At 59.6% G+C, this 19,646-nt stretch carries 23 protein-coding genes; 14 read left to right on the top strand and 9 right to left on the bottom strand.

Going from position 1 to position 19,646, the window contains the following annotated elements; translation table 11 throughout:
• Positions 1 to 270: 270 nt before the first annotated feature.
• Positions 271 to 438, bottom strand: coding sequence for a phosphatidate cytidylyltransferase (locus ACYU7Z_RS08290; protein WP_460569302.1), 168 nt, complete (start codon positions 436 to 438; stop codon positions 271 to 273).
• Positions 439 to 590: 152 nt separating this feature from the next.
• Here ACYU7Z_RS08290 and ACYU7Z_RS08285 point away from each other — a divergent pair, with 152 nt between their 5' ends.
• The 3 genes from ACYU7Z_RS08285 (at position 591) to ACYU7Z_RS08275 (ending at position 3,360) form a co-directional block, all read left to right on the top strand.
• Positions 591 to 1,268: a hypothetical protein gene (locus tag ACYU7Z_RS08285; protein ID WP_460569300.1), complete on the top strand. Its 678-nt coding sequence runs from the start codon at positions 591 to 593 to the stop codon at positions 1,266 to 1,268.
• 65 nt (positions 1,269 to 1,333) lie between these two features.
• Positions 1,334 to 2,494, top strand: a complete 1,161-nt coding sequence (locus ACYU7Z_RS08280; protein WP_460569298.1) for a pseudouridine synthase — start codon at positions 1,334 to 1,336, stop codon at positions 2,492 to 2,494.
• Between the two features lie 155 nt (positions 2,495 to 2,649).
• Complete coding sequence (locus ACYU7Z_RS08275; protein WP_460569296.1) at positions 2,650 to 3,360, top strand: RluA family pseudouridine synthase; 711 nt, start codon at positions 2,650 to 2,652, stop codon at positions 3,358 to 3,360.
• A gap of 110 nt (positions 3,361 to 3,470) precedes the next feature.
• On the opposite strand, the gene ACYU7Z_RS08270 is transcribed toward ACYU7Z_RS08275, so the two are convergent.
• From ACYU7Z_RS08270 to ACYU7Z_RS08250, 5 genes are all read right to left on the bottom strand, one after another.
• Positions 3,471 to 3,932: an RrF2 family transcriptional regulator gene (locus tag ACYU7Z_RS08270; protein WP_460569294.1), complete on the bottom strand. Its 462-nt coding sequence runs from the start codon at positions 3,930 to 3,932 to the stop codon at positions 3,471 to 3,473.
• A complete protein-coding gene (locus ACYU7Z_RS08265; RefSeq protein ID WP_460569292.1) occupies positions 3,932 to 4,333 on the bottom strand; it encodes an OsmC family protein in 402 nt (133 codons plus the stop codon). Before ACYU7Z_RS08265 ends, ACYU7Z_RS08270 begins: the two co-directional genes overlap by 1 nt.
• A 76-nt stretch (positions 4,334 to 4,409) precedes the next feature.
• On the bottom strand, positions 4,410 to 5,408 hold the full coding sequence (locus ACYU7Z_RS08260) for a cation diffusion facilitator family transporter (RefSeq protein ID WP_460569290.1): 999 nt from the start codon (positions 5,406 to 5,408) through the stop codon (positions 4,410 to 4,412).
• A gap of 13 nt (positions 5,409 to 5,421) precedes the next feature.
• Positions 5,422 to 6,153, bottom strand: a complete 732-nt coding sequence (locus ACYU7Z_RS08255; protein ID WP_460569288.1) for a superoxide dismutase — start codon at positions 6,151 to 6,153, stop codon at positions 5,422 to 5,424.
• A 157-nt stretch (positions 6,154 to 6,310) separates the two neighbouring features.
• Positions 6,311 to 7,726 (bottom strand): LptF/LptG family permease, encoded by a 1,416-nt coding sequence (locus tag ACYU7Z_RS08250; protein ID WP_460569286.1) that lies wholly within the window; start codon positions 7,724 to 7,726, stop codon positions 6,311 to 6,313.
• 28 nt (positions 7,727 to 7,754) lie between these two features.
• Between ACYU7Z_RS08250 and ACYU7Z_RS08245 the strand changes: the two genes are divergently transcribed.
• Complete coding sequence (locus ACYU7Z_RS08245; RefSeq protein WP_460569284.1) at positions 7,755 to 8,405, top strand: hypothetical protein; 651 nt, start codon at positions 7,755 to 7,757, stop codon at positions 8,403 to 8,405.
• 121 nt (positions 8,406 to 8,526) lie between these two features.
• Here the strand turns inward: ACYU7Z_RS08245 and ACYU7Z_RS08240 are convergent, their stop codons facing one another.
• Positions 8,527 to 8,907: an START-like domain-containing protein gene (locus ACYU7Z_RS08240; RefSeq protein ID WP_460569282.1), complete on the bottom strand. Its 381-nt coding sequence runs from the start codon at positions 8,905 to 8,907 to the stop codon at positions 8,527 to 8,529.
• Positions 8,908 to 9,144: 237 nt separating this feature from the next.
• On the opposite strand from ACYU7Z_RS08240, the gene ACYU7Z_RS08235 reads away from it, so the two are divergent.
• The 10 genes from ACYU7Z_RS08235 to ACYU7Z_RS08190 all read left to right on the top strand — a co-directional run bounded on the left by ACYU7Z_RS08235 (position 9,145) and on the right by ACYU7Z_RS08190 (position 18,801).
• Positions 9,145 to 10,020: a sigma-70 family RNA polymerase sigma factor gene (locus tag ACYU7Z_RS08235; protein ID WP_460569280.1), complete on the top strand. Its 876-nt coding sequence runs from the start codon at positions 9,145 to 9,147 to the stop codon at positions 10,018 to 10,020.
• A 138-nt stretch (positions 10,021 to 10,158) separates the two neighbouring features.
• Complete coding sequence (gene ffh, locus ACYU7Z_RS08230; RefSeq protein ID WP_460569278.1) at positions 10,159 to 11,487, top strand: signal recognition particle protein; 1,329 nt, start codon at positions 10,159 to 10,161, stop codon at positions 11,485 to 11,487.
• Between the two features lie 157 nt (positions 11,488 to 11,644).
• Positions 11,645 to 12,508, top strand: a complete 864-nt coding sequence (locus ACYU7Z_RS08225; protein WP_460569276.1) for a UbiA family prenyltransferase — start codon at positions 11,645 to 11,647, stop codon at positions 12,506 to 12,508.
• Complete coding sequence (locus ACYU7Z_RS08220; protein ID WP_460569274.1) at positions 12,505 to 13,587, top strand: type III polyketide synthase; 1,083 nt, start codon at positions 12,505 to 12,507, stop codon at positions 13,585 to 13,587. Before ACYU7Z_RS08225 ends, ACYU7Z_RS08220 begins: the two co-directional genes overlap by 4 nt.
• Positions 13,587 to 14,288, top strand: coding sequence for a class I SAM-dependent methyltransferase (locus ACYU7Z_RS08215; protein WP_460569272.1), 702 nt, complete (start codon positions 13,587 to 13,589; stop codon positions 14,286 to 14,288). Before ACYU7Z_RS08220 ends, ACYU7Z_RS08215 begins: the two co-directional genes overlap by 1 nt.
• Positions 14,285 to 15,436 carry an NAD(P)/FAD-dependent oxidoreductase gene (locus ACYU7Z_RS08210; protein WP_460569270.1) on the top strand — a complete coding sequence of 384 codons (1,152 nt, stop codon included), beginning with the start codon at positions 14,285 to 14,287 and terminating at the stop codon, positions 15,434 to 15,436. The genes ACYU7Z_RS08215 and ACYU7Z_RS08210 overlap by 4 nt, the downstream gene beginning before the upstream one ends.
• 98 nt (positions 15,437 to 15,534) lie before the next feature.
• Complete coding sequence (locus ACYU7Z_RS08205; protein WP_460569268.1) at positions 15,535 to 15,900, top strand: CoA-binding protein; 366 nt, start codon at positions 15,535 to 15,537, stop codon at positions 15,898 to 15,900.
• Positions 15,901 to 16,191: 291 nt separating this feature from the next.
• On the top strand, positions 16,192 to 16,635 hold the full coding sequence (locus ACYU7Z_RS08200; protein WP_460569266.1) for a hypothetical protein: 444 nt from the start codon (positions 16,192 to 16,194) through the stop codon (positions 16,633 to 16,635).
• A gap of 11 nt (positions 16,636 to 16,646) precedes the next feature.
• Positions 16,647 to 18,239, top strand: coding sequence for a zinc metalloprotease (locus ACYU7Z_RS08195; RefSeq protein WP_460569264.1), 1,593 nt, complete (start codon positions 16,647 to 16,649; stop codon positions 18,237 to 18,239).
• A gap of 88 nt (positions 18,240 to 18,327) precedes the next feature.
• Positions 18,328 to 18,801 (top strand): ribonuclease H-like YkuK family protein, encoded by a 474-nt coding sequence (locus tag ACYU7Z_RS08190; protein ID WP_460569262.1) that lies wholly within the window; start codon positions 18,328 to 18,330, stop codon positions 18,799 to 18,801.
• Here the strand turns inward: ACYU7Z_RS08190 and ACYU7Z_RS08185 are convergent.
• Both ACYU7Z_RS08185 and yihA read right to left on the bottom strand, forming a co-directional pair.
• Positions 18,798 to 18,971, bottom strand: a complete 174-nt coding sequence (locus tag ACYU7Z_RS08185; RefSeq protein ID WP_460569260.1) for a hypothetical protein — start codon at positions 18,969 to 18,971, stop codon at positions 18,798 to 18,800. The genes ACYU7Z_RS08190 and ACYU7Z_RS08185 overlap by 4 nt on opposite strands.
• Positions 18,972 to 19,036: 65 nt before the next feature.
• Complete coding sequence (gene yihA / locus ACYU7Z_RS08180) at positions 19,037 to 19,642, bottom strand: GTP-binding protein (protein WP_460569258.1); 606 nt, start codon at positions 19,640 to 19,642, stop codon at positions 19,037 to 19,039.
• Between the last annotated feature and the right edge of the window lie 4 nt (positions 19,643 to 19,646).

Genomic DNA, 19,646 nt, shown 5'->3' with positions numbered 1-19,646 from the left:
TTCATTCTACTGAATATAAGATCTTGGTTTCGTATGGTTAAGGGTGAAGCCCTGTCATTCTTGACGGGGCATTTTTTTTACTCCGAATAGTTCCAACTTGCCATAACAAAGGGATAACAAGTCCTGATGAAAAGCCTCTCGTTTCTACGAAGGGCTTTTTTAACCGGTATACTTCGGCTAGCCATCCCCGTAACCGGAAAGGCCCGCCAGGGGCGGGTCAGTTGCCGGTTTGGAACGCAAGGCGTGCCGGGCAGGCTTCCTGTTTTACACTTACCGGCGGCCGCGGCCAACCAGCCAGAGGATCAGGCCAACTACCAGTACGATCAGGATGATCGCCGTCCAGAAGCCGGCTTTGAAAATGCCGCCCACTACCTGGCAGGAAGTAAAGGTCATAGCCAAGGCTGTCACAAAAAGCCAGATCGAAGTATTCCGTTTCATAGTCCTTTTTCCTATCCTGCTTGCAAATGCGTTGCCAGCCTGCGCGTTGTCCGCTGCCAACCGCATTTAACGTTTTTTAACCGGTCGGGGGTTAAACTACGGCGATCGCGCTCTGTCTATGTAGTATCCGTTTAAAAAAAACAAAAATGCATATGAAGCGAATGATTACCAGTGCCTTGGCCGTCCTGCTGCTGGCAGGTGCCGCGCAGGCCCAGAACCCCGTTCACGATCGCAAGGGCGACCGGAAGGAACACCGCCAGGAAATGGCGCAGCTCAACCTCAGCGCCGACCAGAAGGCAAAGCTCAAGTCGATCCACGAGCGTGAGAAGGCCGAGCTCGATGCCCTCCGCGGCAATACGGCCCTCAGCCAGGAGCAGCGCCGCACCCAGGGCAAGGCCATCCGCGACAAGTACCAGGCCGAGCGCAAGGCCATCCTCACGCCGGAGCAGGCCCAGAAGATGGAGCAGTTCCGCGCCGAGCACAAAGACGACCGTCGTGGTCCGGGTGGCCGCGATACCATTCAGGGCCGTCGTCCCGGCCCCGGTGAAGCCCGCGGCCAGCGTGGGGGCCGGATGCAGGAAATGCAGAAGGAGCTCAATCTTACTGCCGACCAGCAGGCGCGCCTGAAAGCCATCCGCGAAGAATACCGGCCGAAGATGGAAGCCATCCGCAACGATAACAGCCTTACCCAGGAGCAGAAAAAGACCCGTGCGAAAGAGCTCATGAAAGCGCAGCAGGAGCAAATGAAATCCGTGCTGACCGCCGAGCAGCAGCAGAAAATGAAGTCGCTCCGCAAGGGCGGCCGCAAGGACGGCGCCGCTACGCGCTGACCCCTTTTAGAAGCCACCGTAAAGAAAAGGACCGTGCAGGGCACGGTCTTTTTTATTTTTGCCAGATGAACAAGAAATCAGGGTTCGAGAAATTCCATAAGGGAGGCCCCAAAAAAGGCGCAGCCCTGAAGGAACAGCTGCGGCAGGAAAAGAAGGCGCAAACCCGCGAGCGCAAAGCATTCTTCGAGCAGCAGCGGGCCGATAAAGCGGCTGCCCGGTCGGCCTCTTTCGGCAGCGAACCCGCCCCGCGCACCGGTCGGCCCGGCCGTCCCTCCGTGGACAAGCCCACCCGCGCCGGCAGCGAAAAGCCGGCCCGTGCCGGCGCCAGCCGCCCGGAACGCCCCGGCAGCGACCGCCCCGCGAAAGGTGCCAAAGTGGCCCGCCCGGCAGCAGCCGGCAGCCGCCCTGCCCCGTCGCGCGCGGCAACAGGCAACGAACCTTCGCGGCAGGTAAAGCTCAAAGGCGTCGTCGAAGGCAAGCCCCTCGAGCGCAAAGCCTCCAGCGAGCAGATGCCCCTCAACAAGTTTCTCGCACACGGGGGCATCTGCGGACGCCGCGAGGCCGCCGACATCGTTAAAAGCGGTAAGGTGCAGGTGAACGGCGCCGTGGTGAAGGAACCCGGTTTCAAAGTGCAGGCTTCGGACGACGTCCGCTTCGGCGGCAAGCGCGTGGTGCCGAGCCGCAACCTCGTGTACATCCTCCTGAACAAACCCAAAGACTACCTAACCACCACCGACGACCCGCAGCAGCGCAAGACGGTCCTCGACCTGATCGGCGCCGCCACCGACGAGCGGGTGTACCCGGTTGGCCGCCTCGACCGCAATACGTCGGGCGTGCTGCTGCTCACCAACGACGGCGAGCTCGCGCAGAAGCTTACCCACCCGAGCAACGAGATCAAGAAGGTCTATGCCGTTACGCTCGACAAGCCCCTGACAAAAGCCCACTTCGACGAGATCCTCCGCGGTACGCCGCTCGAGGACGGCCTCGCCTCCGTCGACTCGCTGGCTTATGCCGACGGCACCAAGAAGGAGATCGGTATCGAGATTCACAGCGGCCGCAACCGCGTCGTGCGCCGCATCTTCGAACACTTCGGCTACGACGTGAAAAACCTCGACCGCGTCATCTTCGCCGGCCTCACCAAGAAGAACGTTCCGCGTGGCAAATGGCGCTTCCTCAACGAGAAGGAAGTACGCGACCTGAAGTTTTTCAAGAGAGGAAAAAAATAATCTGATAATGTGCTGGTCTGCTGATCTGCTAATACTTGTTCTCTGCCAACATCGCAAACGCCAACTCATATGCAGGCGCCCCATTATTAGCACATTTGCACATCAGCACATTCTTATTAGCAGACCAGCAGATTACTTTATTAGCAGATTACCCTATGTCGTTCAAAATATCCGACGCAATCATTTACGAAGACGAGCACCTGGTGGCCGTCAACAAGCCATCCGGCATCCTCACTATCCCTGACCGGGAAGGAGTACCGGGCCTGCGCAACCTGCTCCAGGATCGTTATGGCAGCATCTTTACGGTGCACCGCCTCGACCGCGACACAAGCGGCCTGGTGATCTTCGCCCGCAGCGAGGAGGCGCACCGCCACTTTTCCATGCAGTTCGAAGACCGCACGACGCGCAAGATCTATAACGGCCTTGTGCTCGGCGCCCCGTTCCAGCAGGAAGGTGTCATTAACGAGCCCCTTTCGGAGCACCCGACCAAGAAAGGGCTGATGACGGTTTGGCGAAAGGGAAAGGAAAGCATCACGGAATACGCGCTGCTGGAGCGTTTCCGGCTGTATTCGTGGATGCAGTTTCGCATCCTTACCGGCCGCACGCACCAGATCCGCGTGCACATGAAGCACCTGGGGCATCCCATTGTGTGCGACCCGCTTTACGGCGACGGCCGCCCGGTACTGCTGTCCGAATTCCGGAAGAAGTTCACCCTCGGCAAGTTCGAAGAGGAGCGCCCGCTGCTGAACCGCCTCGCCCTGCATGCCTCCTCGCTGACGCTGCGCAATGTGGGCGGTGAGGAACTTACGATCGAGGCACCGCTGCAGAAGGATATGCGGGCCACGCTGCAGCAGCTGCGTAAGTAGTTTGTGGTTTGGAGTTTGAAGTTTGTAGTTGCGCGATGCGACGATAAATGAGAAAGGCGCTGCGTAGCAGCGCCTTTCTCAACTCCAAACCACAAACCACAAACTTCAAACTACAAACTTTTCCCCGGGGAAATTTTTTTAATGGAGGATACGAGATCTTCCTTGCCCGTCTTCAGGTCCTCGATCGTTTTTTTCTCCACGACGGCAAGGATGGCGTCGCGTACCTGCTCCATGATGTCGTGGAGGCCACAGTTCTTTTCGTCGCAGTTGTGGCAGCGCTCGTAGAAATACAGGCTCACGCAGGGCAGCGGCGCGATGGGCCCGTCGACCGTGCGCATGATGCTGGCGATGCTTGTGTCGGCGGGACAGCCTTTGAGGAAGTACCCGCCGCCCTTGCCTTTCTTGCTGTCGAGCACACCGGCCTTCTTCAGTTGTAGCAGGATGTTTTCCAGGAATTTAATCGGAATGTGTTTTTCGCGGGCAATATCGGCGATGAGCACCGGCCCGCACTCGTATTGGTCAACGAGGTAGGTGAGGGCACGAAAGGCGTAGATGGCTTTCTGCGTCAGCATCAGGCCTCCGGGTTTTGGAGTTGCAGCGTATAGCGGATGGGCGAATTCTTGCGGAGCATCGCGGCAACACCGCAGTATTTGTCGAGCGAGAGCTCGATCGCCTTGACCACCTTGTCGCGGTTCTCGTCGCCGGTGCGGATCCGGTAGCTAATGTCGATGCCGGTAAACACCCGGGGATGCGTGTCGGTCTGCTCCGCTTCCACTTCGATCTGAAGGTCCGAAAACGGCACGCGCATCTTTTCCAGTATATCTACGATATCGACACCCGAGCAGGCAGCCAGCCCGCTGAGGAGCAGCGCTTTGGGACTAAAGCCCGCGGTGGCATTGATCGAGATGGAGGCGCCATTGGGCTGTACGCTTTCATAGGCGGAGCCTCCCTTCCAGGTGGTGGTTGTCTTCATAAAACACGTTGTACTGCCGCAAAGATACTACAGCCCCGGCGGGCGCGCGAATGCGGCATGACGTAGAACGGACGCGCTACAGGTCCTGCGGGCCGTGCTTTTTGTTCTGGAGGATGTTGTCGACGGTCCAGGAAATCTCCTCCCGGAACGGATACTGGCGCACGGGGCAGTCTTTCTTGTCACAGATGGGGCACTGGAAATACAGGCAGCCGTCGGAGTGTACAAAGAGCTCGAGCGACTCACCGAAGCCTTTCCGAGCCAGCAGCGCCAGTTCGTCGATCTCATGGTGGGCCTGGTGCACGTTGAAGTACCAGGGCACCGTGAGGTGGCAGTCCATATGGAGCGTGTTGCCGTACTTGATCACACGCAGGTTGTGCAGGTCTACCCAGCCGTCGCGGCGGTTGGCGTTGAGCAGGTCCACCATGCGCCCGAGCAGCTCCATGTCGGCTTCGTCCATAATGCCGGCTAGCGAGGCCCGGATGATCTTGTAGCCGGTGAAGATGATGATAAGTCCCATGACGGCAGCCACCGCCGAATCGAGCCACGTAAGGCCCGTGTAGCGGATCAGGAGCAGGGCGCCGATAATGCCGGCCGAGGACCAGGTGTCGGTCTGCAGGTGCTTGCCGCTCGCGATCAGCGCGAGGGAGCCGTTGCGTTTTCCCTGCCGCACGCACAGGCTGCCGAGCGCCAGGTTAACGAGCGCCGTGGCGCCGATGATCCAGATGCCGGTGTCGAGCGAGCTGATATGCTCGGGCACGAAGAGCCCTTTTACGGCTTTATAAATGATGATCGCGCCGGCCGACAGCACCAGCGTGCCTTCCACCGCCGCCGAAATGAATTCGGCCTTGCCATGCCCGTAGGGATGATCGGTGTCGCGCGGCTTGGCCGACACATAGAGGCTGTACAGGCCAATGAAAGCGGCGGTCACATTGACGATGCTTTCGAGGGCATCGGTAAGCACCGCCACGGAGTTGGTACGGAAATACGCGAAGAACTTGGCCAAGAGCAGCACACAGGAGGCAATAGAGATCCAGAGCTGCAGGCGCAGGTTGCTTTGTTGGGGCGAATGGGGCACAGTAGAAATACGGTTATGCTAGATTTTGAAAGCGTTGCTGCAGGTAGTTCCAGTTGACGACCTTCCACCAGTTGGCGATGTAGTCGGCGCGCTTGTTCTGGTAGCGGAGGTAATAGGCGTGTTCCCATACGTCGAGGCCCAGCAGCGGCACTCCGTGGATCTCGGCCACATCCATCAGCGGGTTGTCCTGGTTGGGCGTGGAGCCGATGCGGAGCTTCTTGTCGCCGTCGAGGTACAGCCAGGCCCAGCCGGAGCCGAAGCGGCCGGTGCCGGCGTCGCCGAATTGCTTCTTGAACGCATCGACAGAGCCGAAAGCAGCTGTCAGCGCGGCTTCCAGCGTGCCCGAAGGGGCGCCGCCGGCAGGGCTCATCGTTTTCCAGTACAGCTCGTGGTTGTAGTGACCGCCGCCGTTATTGCGAAACTTCGTCGACAGTTTCGACACGCGCCGAAGTGCCTCCTCGAGCGGTTGCGCGGTGTCGACGCCTTCGGCTTTGGCCGCGTCGTTCAGGTTGCTCGCGTACGAAGCGGCGTGCTTGCTGTAGTGCAGCTCCATGGTGCGGGCGTCGATGGCCGCTTCGAGTGCGGTATACGCGTAGGGAAGGGGCGCCTGGCTGTAGCCCGTAGGCTCGCGGTTGGCCATCACTTTGGCGGGGCCGGCGCAGGAGGCAAGACCGGATGCGCCGATTGCAAGCCCGAGGCCTGCCTTTGCGGACGTGAGCAGGAAGTCGCGGCGGGAAGGTGCCATGGGAAAAGGTTTCGACAAAGGTAACCTTTGAACGTTGTGGGTTATACGTTTTACGTTTTACGTTTTACGTTATACGTTTTAGGTTACAGGGAACTAATTCCAGCTGAGCCGCGAATGAAAATGTAAAACAGTAAACGCAAAACACAAAACCCTGTACTTATGCGCGCTTTCCCCGGAACCTGCGGATAAATCGGCTGTAATACTCGCGGTTGAAGAGCTGCGAATCATGGATGGCCTTCCACGTAAGGAAGATCCCGATCGGGGTGAGCACGAAGGTGGCGAGCCACATGCCGGCAAACACCGACCACTCGCCTTCCTTGGCAAACTTCTCACCCGTATTGGCGATGAAGTAGAACAGCATGAAGAAGATGATCGAGGAGATAAGCGAGTTGCCGAGGCCACCGCGGCGGATGATGGAGCCGAGGGGCGCGCCGATCATGAACAGCACGAGGCAGGCGAGCGACAGGGAGATCTTGCGGTGCCACTCGATCTCGTAGCGGCGCTTCTCCTTCGCTTCCTCTGAAGTGCTGGTTACGAGGGCGTCGGAAGTGCTGCGGAGCATGCCGATGCGGCTTACGACGCGCTGGTTGATGAAGTTGCGGAGCGAGTCGGGGATGAGCGCGCGCAGCGCTGTTTGCTCGGAAGCATCAGGCGGCACCTTCTTCCAATTGGAGTCGAGCAGCTGCGCGAAGTTGCTCTGCCCGAGGACGTCGCGCGCTACCCGCCGCGCGGTCGTGTCTTCCCGGCGCTTCATCGAGTCGATCACCTTCGACAGCTGGGGCATGCTCATCACGCGGAAGTTGCCCTGGTTGGAGGAGTCGGACGAGCGCTTGAACTGGAACGAGGCGAGGTCGAGGCTTTTCTTGTATTCCTTGAAGCCGAGGCGCACAAACTCGGTGGCGCCGGGGCTCATGCTGCTGCCGCGCTCCTGGTAGCGCCAGCCGTTTTTGAGGTTGAATTCCAGGAAGCGCTTGTTGCCCGATACGCGCATGATGCCGTCGGTGGCCACGATGAAATTGTCCTGCACGTTGCCGGCCTGCTCGTAGATGATGATGTCGTGGATGATCGAATCGTTTTCCTTCTTGCCGATCTTGATGGCGAGCCCCCCGATCTTATCGTAAAAAACTCCTTCCTTGATATCGAAGGCCGGCTTTGCCCAGACGATGTCGCTGAGCAGCGTGCGCGACTTGAGTTGCGTAATGGGGATGACGCTGTTGCCGAAGTAAAAGGCGATGGCGCAGATGATCGTAACCAGCAGGAAGAGCGGGCGCATGAAGCGAAGCAGCGAGATGCCCGAAGCCTTCACGGCTACGAGCTCGTAGGTTTCGCCAAGGTTGCCGAAGGTCATGAGGGACGAGAGCAGCACGGCCAGCGGGAGTGCCAGCGGCACGAGGGTGGCGCCCTGGTACAGAATGAATTCGAGGATAACGCCGACGCTCAGGCCCTTGCCCACGAAGTCGTCGATCCAGAGCCAGAAGAATTGGAGCACCAGTACCACCAGCGTGATAAAGAACGTGGCCGCGAAGGGCCCCAAAAAGGCCTTGATAATAAGCTTGTCTAATTTCTTGATCACAGCGGCAGTTCCGGGGCTAATTTTGAGTGTGGACGAAGCAAAAATACAGTTTTCACCTGCGGAGATGGAGCTGATGTGCAATGCGGGGGTGATTTTAACGAAAAACAGGATTCTCTACGGCATCCGCCGCCTGCTCGAAGGGCTTGAGGCACAGATGCAAAGTGCCGTTTACCTCGGCCAACCGGGCCCGCTCGCCGAAGCGTTCACCGCATCGCCCAAAATATCGAAGGGCGAAAATTACCTCGGACTTCCCTACCTCGTGCTCGACTACCCGCGCTCCTTCGACAGCCGGAGCATCCTTGCCGTGCGCACGCTGTTCTGGTGGGGCCACTCCTTCAGCAGCACGCTTCATTTGGCCGGCGCCTGGAAAGAGCTGCTGGCACCGGAGATCATCGCGGCCTACCCGGTACTTTCGAAGAACAACTATTTTATCGGTGTCAACGAGGAAGATCCCTGGCAGCACCACTTTGAGGAAGACAACTACCGCGCCATCGCCCTGATGAGCGAAGGCGCCTTTTCCGACCGCGTGGAGCGCGCCGATCACCTGAAGATCGCCGCCGAGTTCCCGCTCCGCGACGCGCATTTCGTGTCGGACGACCTGCTCGAAAGCTGGAAGAAGGTATTGGAGGTTTGCGGGATGAGGTTTCGAGGGGAGGAGTGGTGGAGGGGAAATACTTGATTACATGAGTACATGATTACATGATTGAAGAGGGGAGGGGCGATTTCCACCCTCATGTATTCATGTACTCTATTATTCAAGTAATCAAAAAGCCGCCCGATGGGCGGCTTCCGAATGCTTATTAATTACCTAACCGGTGAAAAAGGTCTTTCACCTGGTGGTTCCAGAGCGCGCTCTGGTCTTTGATCTCTTTCTTATCGGCGAAGTCCTTGATCACGAGAATCGTCTGGTTGGAAACCTCCGACTTCTCAATGCGGAACTCGAAGAATTCGTCTTTGGGTGCGTGGCTCCAGTGAAAGCGGATGTATTTGTCGGCTTCCTTCTCCAGCACTTCGGCGGTGTCTTCCGAGCCATTCCACGAAAACGTGAACACATTGTCCTGGTCGTCTACATGGTCGGCAAACCATTCCTGCAAACCCGAGGATGTGGACAGGAATTCGTACAGTATGGAAGGGGAACAGCGAACTGGGAATTCCAGCGTATACAATTGCTTTTTACTCATCGTCTCTATTTAATCCTCGCAGGTGTGCAATTATTAGAAAAATAACCGAAAGGTCAAAATTTTTTTTGGGGGCCGCGGGGCGGGGTAAGCTCGGCAAAAAATATTTCCCACATATACAATGATTCGCTAATTTGGAAAGAGTTATGCCACTGGCTGCTTTGTGAAGGAGGAAACGGTGAGGGAATTCTGGGCACAACCAATCAATCCGATACCATCAAGAATCCATAATTCCTTCCTATGAGTATGCGTCAGATCAAGATCACGAAGTCGATTACGAATCGTGAATCGCCCAGTCTCGAAAAATACCTCCAGGAAATCGGCAAGGTCGAGCTGATCACCCCCGAGGAGGAAGTCCGCCTCGCCGCCCGCATCCGCCTCGGCGATGCCCGCGCCCTCGACCGCCTCACCAAGGCCAACCTGCGCTTCGTGGTGTCGGTGGCGAAGCAATACCAGAACCAGGGCCTGTCGCTTCCCGACCTGATCAACGAGGGCAACCTCGGCCTGATCAAGGCGGCCCAGCGCTTCGACGAGACAAAGGGCTTCAAATTCATTTCCTACGCCGTCTGGTGGATCCGCCAGTCGATCCTGCAGGCCCTTGCCGAGCAGGCCCGGATCGTGCGGCTGCCGCTCAACAAGGTCGGTCTGACCGCCCGCGTGCAGAAAGCCGTTACCCAGCTGGAGCAGGAATACGAGCGCGACCCGACGGCCGAAGAACTCGCCGAGGCACTCGACATGGAGATCGAGGAGGTTCGCGCCACCCTCAGCATGAATTCCCGGCACGTGAGCGTCGATACGCCGCTGTCGGAAGGCGAGGAAGGCACCCTGCTCGACCTGCTGGAGAATACCAATTCCGAAAGCGCCGACCGGGGCGTGGCCTACCGCGAGTCGCTCCGCACCGAGGTGGCCCGGACGCTGCAAACGCTCACCGAGCGCCAGAAAGAGGTGGTGTGCTACTTCTTCGGCATCGGTATCGCCGAGCCACTCAGCCTCGACGACATCGGCCTTCGCTTCAACCTCACCCGCGAGCGCGTGCGCCAGATCAAGGATAAGGCGATCGCCAAGCTGCAGAGCGGCCATAAAACGCATTTGCTGCGCGGGTACCTGGGAGCGTGAGGAGTCGGGGATCGAATCCTTCAAAACCTGCCGCCGAAAGCTCCGGAACCGTCAAACCGCCTCTTACCGTATCTTTGGCCTCCAATTTTTTAAGTGGATCGATTGATTCACTTTTTTTATTCAAAACCTGACCTCACTATGTTCGAATCATTACAGGACCGGCTGGAAGGTGCGTTTAAGAATCTGAAGGGCGAAGGCCGTATCACCGATTTGAATATCGCCTCGACGGTGAAAGAAATCCGCCGCGCCCTCGTGGACGCCGACGTGAACTATAAGATTGCCAAGGAATTTACCGACACGGTGCGCGACAAGGCGCAGGGTGAAAAGGTGCTCAACGCCATCTCACCCGGCCAGCTGATGGTGAAGATCGTGAAGGACGAGCTCGTGTCGCTCATGGGCGGCGAGGTAGCCGAATTCAACGCCAAGGGCGCCCCGGCGGTGATCCTGATCGCCGGTCTCCAGGGCTCGGGTAAGACGACCTTCTCGGGCAAGCTGGCCAACTTCCTCAAAACCCAGAAAAAGCTGAGTCCCCTGCTGGTGGCGGCCGACGTGTATCGCCCCGCGGCCATGGAGCAGCTCCGCGTGCTCGGCGGCCAGATCGGCGTCGACGTATATATCGAGGAAGAAAACAAGAACCCCGTGGAGATCGCGCAGAACGCGATCCGCGAGGCCCGCAGCAAGAACAAGAACGTGGTGATCATCGATACCGCCGGCCGCCTGGCCATCGACGAGGCGATGATGACCGAAGTTGCCAATATCAAGTCCGCCGTCAACCCGAACGAGATCCTCTTCGTGGTCGATTCGATGACCGGTCAGGACGCGGTGAACACCGCCAAGGCCTTCAACGACCGCCTCGACTTTTCGGGCGTGGTGCTTACGAAGCTCGATGGCGATACCCGCGGCGGTGCGGCGCTTTCGATCAAATACATCGTCAACAAGCCGATCAAGTTCGTGTCGTCGGGCGAGAAGCTCGACACCATCGACGTATTCTATCCCGAGCGGATGGCGCAACGTATCCTCGGCATGGGCGACATCACCTCGCTCGTGGAAAAGGCGCAGGCACAGTTCAACGAGGAAGAAGCCAAGCGCCTCGAGAAGAAGATCCGCAAGAACCAGTTCGACTTCGACGACTTCCGCACGCAGCTCGAGCAGATCAAGCGGATGGGTAACCTCAAAGACCTGCTGGGCATGATCCCGGGTGTCGGCAAGGCCATCAAGGACATCAACATTTCCGACGACGCCTTCAAGGGCATCGAGGCCATGATCGGCTCGATGACACCGGCGGAGCGCGCCAACCCGGACCTCATCGACTCCTCCCGCCGCAAGCGCATTGCCAAGGGCGCCGGCAAGGACATTTCGGACGTCAACAACTTCATGAAGCAGTTCGAGCAGATGCGCGAGCTGATGAAGATGATGAATAAGATGCCCATGGGCAAGATGATGCCCGGCGGATTCGGGAAGAAATAGTCTGCTAATTAGGCAGTCTGCTAGTCTGCTAATAAGCGAACGCCCAGCCAAAGGCTGGGCGTTCGCTATAAAAGCGAGTAGCGAATCAGTATTAGCAGGCTAGCAGACCGGAACATTAGCAGATTGCTTGGCATGGCTTTTTTGCCGAACTTGTTGTATGATCCGCCGTTCTACCATACAACTGCTGCGGTTTCCTTTTTCCCTCTTCCTGCTGCCGGTTTTCCTGTTTGCTGTAGATGAGTCCTATGGCCACCGTGATAATTTTTCCGTGTGGACGGTATTCTTTATCCTGCATTTCCTGGTATACCCGGCCTCGAACGGCTACAACTCGTATATGGACCGCGACGAAACGCCCATCGGCGGGCTCGAGCACCCGGAGCAGCCGACGCGGCAACTTTTCGTCGTCACGGTCGTTCTGGACGCGCTGGCCCTGTTGCTTTCCTGGTTGCTGATCGGCCCTTTTTTCAGCGTCGGCATCCTGCTGTATATCCTGGCATCGCGGGCCTATAGCTGGCGGCGGATCCGGCTGAAGCGGTTTCCCGTGATCGGGTTTCTCACCGTATTCGTATTCCAGGGCGCCTGGATATTTTATTTCGTATCCGAAGCCATTGCTCCGTTACGTCATGGCCCCGTGCTGCTGCCGGCGATCGCGGCGAGCTGCCTGATCGGAGCGCTTTACCCGCTGACGCAGGTGTACCAGCACAGCGCCGACGTTGCCGACGGCGTCGTTACGATCTCCTACCGGCTCGGCAAGCGCGGCTCCTTCGTCTTCAGCGGCGTCCTGTTCGGGATCGCATCGGGGCTTATGTATGCGACGTATGCGGCCGAGGGCCTTGGCGCCTTCTTCCTGGGCTTCCTCCTTTTTTCACTGCCGGTAGTGATCTATTTCGGCTATTGGATGTTGAAGGTTTGGCGAAACGATGCGGCGGCTGATTTCCGGCATAGCCTGCGGATGAACGTCATCGCCTCTGTTTGCCTGTCGCTCTATTTTCTCACCCTTATCCTCCTACCATTTCTGTGAGCAAGATCCTTTCCATAGGAACCGCGGTGCCGGCCTACTGCCACCAGCAAAACGACATCCTGCAGTTCATGCAGCAGGTGTATGCCGGCGATGAAGGCGAGCGACGCAAGCTCCGGTTCCTGTACAGCCAGAGCGCCATCGACCAGCGTTACTCCGTCATCCCCGATTACAGCCGCCCGCTGGGCGAGTGGAAATTTTACCCGCCCACCGAAGGCCTCGAGCCCTTTCCTTCGCTCGAGCAGCGGATGGCCGTGTACCACAAGCAGGCGCCGCTGCTGTCGGTAGATGCCATACGCGATTGCCTCGATCACCGCTACGACACGCAAAGCATCACGCACCTCATTACCGTCAGCTGCACCGGCATGAGCGCTCCCGGCCTCGACCTGCAGGTGCTCGAGCTGATGGACCTGCGCCCCGATATCTTCCGCACATCGGTCAACTTCATGGGCTGCTATGCCGCGCTCCACGGGCTGCGGCTCGCCGATGCGCTGTGCCGCACCGACGCAAACGCACGTGTGCTCGTGGTGTGCACCGAGCTCTGTACGCTTCACTTCCAGCGCGGCGCCACGCCCGACAATATCGCTTCGTCGCTGCTCTTTGGCGATGGGTCGGCGGCGGCGCTCGTCGTTCCGGACGAACATCCCGATGCCGGCCTGACGATCGACGGTTTTTACAGCGAAGTGGTGCCCAAGGGCCGCCGCGACATGGCCTGGGAGCTTTCCTCGACGGGCTTCCTGATGACGCTGAGCGGCTATGTGCCCGACCTTATCGAGGAAGACTTCCGCGCTGTAACCGAGCGCGCGCTGGCCCGGCAGGGCGCAGGGGTGGAAGACGTATCGCACTGGTGCCTGCACCCCGGCGGCAAGCGGATCCTCGATGCCGTGCACCGGAGCCTCGGCTTCAGCAACGGGCAGCTGCAGGCCTCCCGCGAAGTCCTCCGCCAGTACGGCAACCTGTCGTCGGCCACGATCCTCTTTGTACTGAAGCGGATCCTCGAAAAGGGCGAGGCGATCCCCCGGCTTTTTGCCGCTGCCTTTGGCCCCGGCCTTACCGTGGAAACTTTAAGCGCCCATACCTGATGCCCTCCTTACGCACCCGTACATACGAAAAAGAGCTGCTCGACCGCGACGACATCCCGTTCGCCGACATCGCGCGCAACATGGAGGAGCTCGATACGATCAATACGCGGCTTGGGGGTCATGCCATCACGCTGCGCGGCCTGCAGCGGATCGCAAAGCGAAAGCCGGCGCAGCCACTATCGGTGCTCGAGATAGGCTGCGGCGGCGGCGACAACCTGCGCGTGCTGGCTTCCTGGGCAGCCCGTAATGGCCGGACCCTCGAGCTCAGCGGGCTCGACTACAACGCTGCCTGCATCGACTTTGCGAAGAGCCGCCCGCAGAACAGCGGCATCCGCTTCCTCCACAGCGACTACCGCGACCTCCCGGAAGGAGCACGGTTCGATATTGTTTTTTCCTCTCTGTTTTGCCACCACTTCACCAACGAGGAGCTGGTGGAGCAATTACGCTGGATGGCCGCCCGCAGCCGCGCCGGCTTTTTCATCAACGACCTGCACCGGCACCCGCTGGCCTATCATTCGATCCGCCTGCTGACGCAAAGGTTTTCGCGCAGCTACCTCGTGAAGAACGATGCGCCGCTGTCGGTGCGGCGGGGCTTCCGGCGCGCCGAGTGGACGGCCTTGCTGGGCGCTGCCGGCATCACGCGTTTCACCTGCAGCTGGCAGTGGGCCTTTCGCTGGCTGGTTACCGTAGCACATTCATGACGACACAGCAACGATACGACGTAGCCATCGTTGGCGGCGGTCCCGGAGGCCTTTCGGCAGCCATCGTACTGGCGCGCGCGGGCTATTCGGTGGTTGTTTTCGAAAAGGGAAGCTATCCATCGCACAAGGTTTGCGGCGAGTATGTTTCGTTCGAAAGCTGGTGCTTCCTGCAGCAGCTTGGCCTGCCGCTCGAGGAGATGGAGCTGCCGCAGATCGACCGGTTCCGGCTGACGGCGCCCGACGGCCGTGCCTTCGACACACGCCTGCCGCTGGGCGGCTTCGGCATCAGCCGGTTTGCGCTCGACGCCGCGCTGGCCGGATGCGCGCGTACTGCCGGCGCCACCGTGCTGGAAGGCGCGCGGGTGGATGGTATTGACGGAACCGATCCTTTTCGCATCACCGTAGAAATACGGGAGTGCGGCACGCAGGTCTTCGAAGCCCACGCCTGCTGCGGTGCCTGGGGCAAGCGCTCCAACATCGACCTGCACTGGAAGCGCTCCTTCCTCCGGGCCGGTGATCGGCGCCTCGACAATTTTATCGGCGTCAAGTATCACATGCAAACGGCCTGGCCGGCGCATACCATCGGGCTGCACAACTTCCCCGGCGGCTACTGCGGCATTTCGCGGGTAGAGGAGGGGCGGAGCTCGGTTTGCTACCTCGTGCGGGCCGAGGCGCTGCGGGCGAGCGGCGGAAAGCTGGAGCGGCTCGAGCGCGAGGTGCTCGGCGTCAACCCGCACCTGCGGCGTATCCTGGCGGAAGGAACCGTGCTGCCGCCTTTCCCGGTCACCATCTCGCAGATCTCCTTCCAGACGAAGGGGCCGGTGGAAAACGGCGTGCTGCTGCTCGGCGATGCCGCCGGGATGATCAGCCCGCTTTGCGGCAACGGGATGAGCATCGCCCTGCACTGCGGCAAGCTTGCCGCCGAAATGACTGCCGAATTCCTCGAGGGACACTGCAGCCGCCAGCAGATGGAGCGGGCCTATGCCGCGGCCTGGCAGCGCCACTTTTCCGGCCGTCTCGGCCGGGGACGCCTCCTGCAACGCTTCTTCGGCGGTACCCGCAGCAGCAACGCCTTTGTCCGCCTCTTCTGCCAGTTCCCCTTCCTCGCGAAGCCCGTGATCCGCAGCACCCACGGGGCCATTTTTTGAGCCCGGACAAAGATCTCAGATCCGAGATCCGAGATCTGAGATCCCAGACCCGGGATCCACGATTCTTCTTCCGGTACAGCCTTTGTACCTTTAGCGGCATGAGTGTGAAAAAGACCGTAGTGCTGGGGGCATCCGATAATCCAAGCCGCTATAGCTACCTGGCGATCCGCAGGTTAAGCGCCCACCAGCATCCTGTTGTGGCCATCGGGCGAAAAACCGGTGAGGTGTCGGGTGTATCCATCCAAACGCAGGCGGTTCCGGAGCAGGGCGTCGATACCGTGACGCTGTACCTCAATCCGCAGAACCAAGTGCCCTACTACGACTATATCCTCAATTTGAAGCCGAAGCGCATCATCTTCAACCCCGGCACTGAGAACGACGAGCTGATCAGTAAGGCCCAGGCCGCCGGCATCGAGCCCGTTATCGCCTGCACATTGGTGATGTTGAGTACGGGGCAGTACTAGAAGAGGCTCAACGTTTTACGTTGCAGGTTTTCGGTTTTACGTTTGGGCTTGGAGGGTCTTTCTCAGGCTATCGCCGGATTCCACCTCATCCCTTCGAACCTTCCAAAAGCTTACAAAACCTTCCCAAAACCTTCTCGAAGCCTGTCGCCAGCTCTTCCATAGCTAATTTTTAACATATAAAATCGGGTCTTCCGCCTCTCTTTGGGCCGGTTCACCGAAAGCGGGCGCACAGGCGCCGCCGCCTTCGGAACTTTACCTCCTAGCCTTGCCTGGATCGTAAAGACACTAACCATGAAGACCTTAACCTCCCTGCTTATCGGATTGTTTGCCAGCGCCCTGGTACACGCGCAGAAGGCCCCGCTCCGGGAGCCTGATTACAACAAGCCCCGCCAGTTCCTGACACTCCCGCTCATCGTGCCCGTCGTGCTGCAGCAGCTCGACAGCCTCCTGGCCAAGCCCGAAGGCAGCGCGGTAACGCTGCAGCTGCAGAACCTCCGCCTCGACGGCCAGGTCGTTTCGCGTGGCGATGGGTTCGACCGCGACCTGCAAAGTGTGGTGATCCGGCTGAACGGCAACGGCAACACCTTCTCGCTGGCCCGCCGCCAGTCGAAAGAAGGCACACTTTGGTCGGGCCGGATCCTGAGCTACGACTATGCCGACGCCCTGGAGCTCGTAGCCGAGCCCTCCGGCGCCCGTTTCGAAAAGCGTTCCATCCATGATCTCCTGAGCGAATAAACTTTCCAGCCGTGCGTTTCCTCCTCCTCCTCCTGACCACCCTGACCGCCACTGTAGCCGGTGCCCAGACGCCCCCGGCCTGGAACAGCTATCCGCAGGCGGCGTCCACCATCTTTCTCGACTTCGACGGGCATACGGTCAGCGGCACGCAGTGGAACGTCAGCGGCCCCATCGTTTGCGGCCCGGCCAATATCACGGCCGCCCAGCAGACCGAGATCTTCAACCGCATTTCAGAAGACTACCGGCCTTTCAACATCAACATCACTACCGACTCCACCCGCTACTGGAGCGCGCCGCCGAAGCAGCGGATGCGCGTCATCTTTACCGTCACCAACGGCTGGTACGGCAGCAGCGCCGGCGGCGTGTCGTACATCAACTCCTTTTCCTGGGGCGACAACACGCCCTGCTTCGTGTTCACCGCCCTGCTGAACTACAACACGAAATGGCTGGCCGAAGCGGGCGCCCACGAAGCCGGCCACACCTTCGGTCTCCGCCACCAGGCTGCGTACAACAGCTCCTGCGTGAAGCTCACCGATTACAACCAGGGCACGGGCTCGGGCGAGATCGGCTGGGCTCCCATCATGGGCGTCGGCTACTACCGCAACATGACCACCTGGAACCTGGGGCCCAACAACCTCGGCTGCAGCACCTCGCAAAGCGATGTGGATATTATCACGAAGACCGCCAACGGCGTCACCTTCCGCGCCGACGATGTGCCCGATACGCGCGAGCTGGCCCGCAGCGCGGGTTTCGGGCAAACCTTCGATGTGCAGGGCGTTATCGAAAAGCGCAGCGACATCGATATGTTCCGCTTCACGCTGGGCAGCGCCAGCCACTTCCGCCTCGACGCCGTGCCCTTCAACACCGGCAGCGACAACCTAGGTTCCGACCTCGATATCGTCGTCAAGCTGCTCGATGCCGACGGCAACCAGCTCGGCGTGTACAACCCGGAGCCGCTCCTCAGCTCGGTGATCGATACCCTGCTTCCGGAAGGCACCTACTTTCTTTCAGTCGATGGTAACGGCAACCAGTATGCGCCCGAATACGGGTCGCTTGGATCGTATTCGCTCCGGGGCAGCAGCATGCCGCTGACGGTACTCCCGCTGCGTGTGCTGCACCTGCAGGGCCGCGCATCAGGCGGGCGCCACAGCCTCTCCTGGGTCATCGACGCCGACGAAGCCGTTGTGGGCCAGCAGCTCGAGCTGTCGGACGATGGCCGCAGCTTCCGCCCGCTGACGTCGCCCGCTGCCGCCGACCGTGCTTTTTCCTGCGCGGCTCCTCCTGCCGGCCGGCGGCAGTACCGCCTGCGCGTTGATTTTGAGAACGGCCGCAGCTATTATTCCAACACGATCGTGATGGCCCCGGCCAGTGCCGACGGCCGCCCGCGTCTCCTCCAGACCGTGCTCCGCGGCGGCAGCCTCCCGGTGCAAACGAGCCAGGAAACGGCCTACCAGGTTGGCAACAGCCTCGGCCAGCTACTCACGCACGGCAACATCGCGCCGGGCTCCACGTCCCTGTCGCTGCCGGCCCTGCCGCCGGGCGCCTACTGGATCCGCTTCTACGCCGGCGGTGCGGTTTACCTCGAGAAATTCGTCCAGCCCTAGCAGCCCCTGTTCCGCACAGGTTTCCCACAAACGAACTTGTTACCCTCCGCGGCCCGATTATTTCGTATATTAGGGAAACCTTATATCTATGCGTTGGAGAAGATTCAACGGCGCACCGATCGACCTTCCGATCTACCAGGCGGTGGAAGACACCATCCGCAGGGAAACGGAAAAAGGGGCTCGCCTCAAGGTCTGTATCGGCACCGATTCCCAGGTCAAAGGCCGGGACACCGAGTTCGCCACGGTTATCGTATTTCTTCGGGAAGGCCACGGAGGCTTCATGTTCATCCACAACGACAAGACCACGCAATCGTATTCCATCAAGGAGCGGATGCTGGTGGAAGTTGCGAAAAGTATAGAGGTTGCCTACGAGTTGTGCAACCTTTTTACTTTATACAACGTGGATATGGAGGTGCATGCCGACATCAACACCAACCCCGGCTTCAAAAGCAACGACGCGCTGCGCGAGGCGATGGGCTACATCCTGGGGATGGGCTTTGCCTTCAAAGCGAAGCCGGAGGCATTTGCCAGCAGCTGCTGTGCCGATAAGATGGTGAACTAACGAAGGGCAACCCGGGTTGTGGCTGCCCCGGATGCGGCCCGCCCCGCCGTCGCCTCCGCGCTGCGTTTCAGCGGCCCGCTGGCGCGCTCGGCGGCGATAAAGCTGGCTACGACCAGCACGAACAGGCCGCGGACGATCCACCTCTCGCGGCGCGTTGAGTCAGGTGTCATGCCGGCAAAATACGCTTCATCCGGGCCACCGGAACTACCGTTGTCGCGCTTTTTTCCTCCCAGCATTACTTGCTCGTAATTTTCGAGATAAAGGCAAGGATCTGCCGGATGCCGGTGCGTTTTTCGGCGGAGGTCACGAAATGCGGCGGTGTTTCTTCCCAGTGCTCGGCCAGCTTATCCAGGAACTGGCGCACATTGGCCGCCACTTCGCGCTGGGTGCTTTTATCCGATTTGGTAAAGACGAGCGCAAACGGAACCCGCCATTCGCCAAGCTGGTTGACGAATTCGATGTCGAGGTCCTGCGGCTCGTGACGGCTGTCGATGAGCACGAACAGGTTCACGAGGTTCTCGCGCTTGCGGATATAATTCTCGATCATTTTCGCCCATTCCTTGCGGGTGCTCTGCGAGCGCTTGGCGAAACCGTAGCCCGGGAGATCCACCAGGTACCAGGGTTTGCCGTCGCGGGCCGTCACGGTAAAATGGTTGATCAGCTGCGTTTTGCCCGGGGTGCGCGACACCTTGGCGAGCTCCTTCTTGCCCGTCAGCGCGTTGATCAGGGAGCTTTTGCCCACATTGCTCCGGCCGATAAAGGCATATTCCGGCTTGTCCGCCTTCGGGCACATATCTACCGAGGGCGAGCTGATGAGGTATTCCGCTTTAACGATCTCCATGCGG

This window comes from Flaviaestuariibacter terrae (assembly GCF_054777635.1).
The sequence above is the reverse complement of the archived record's forward strand: the minus strand, read 5'-3'. Positions and strand labels throughout refer to the sequence as shown.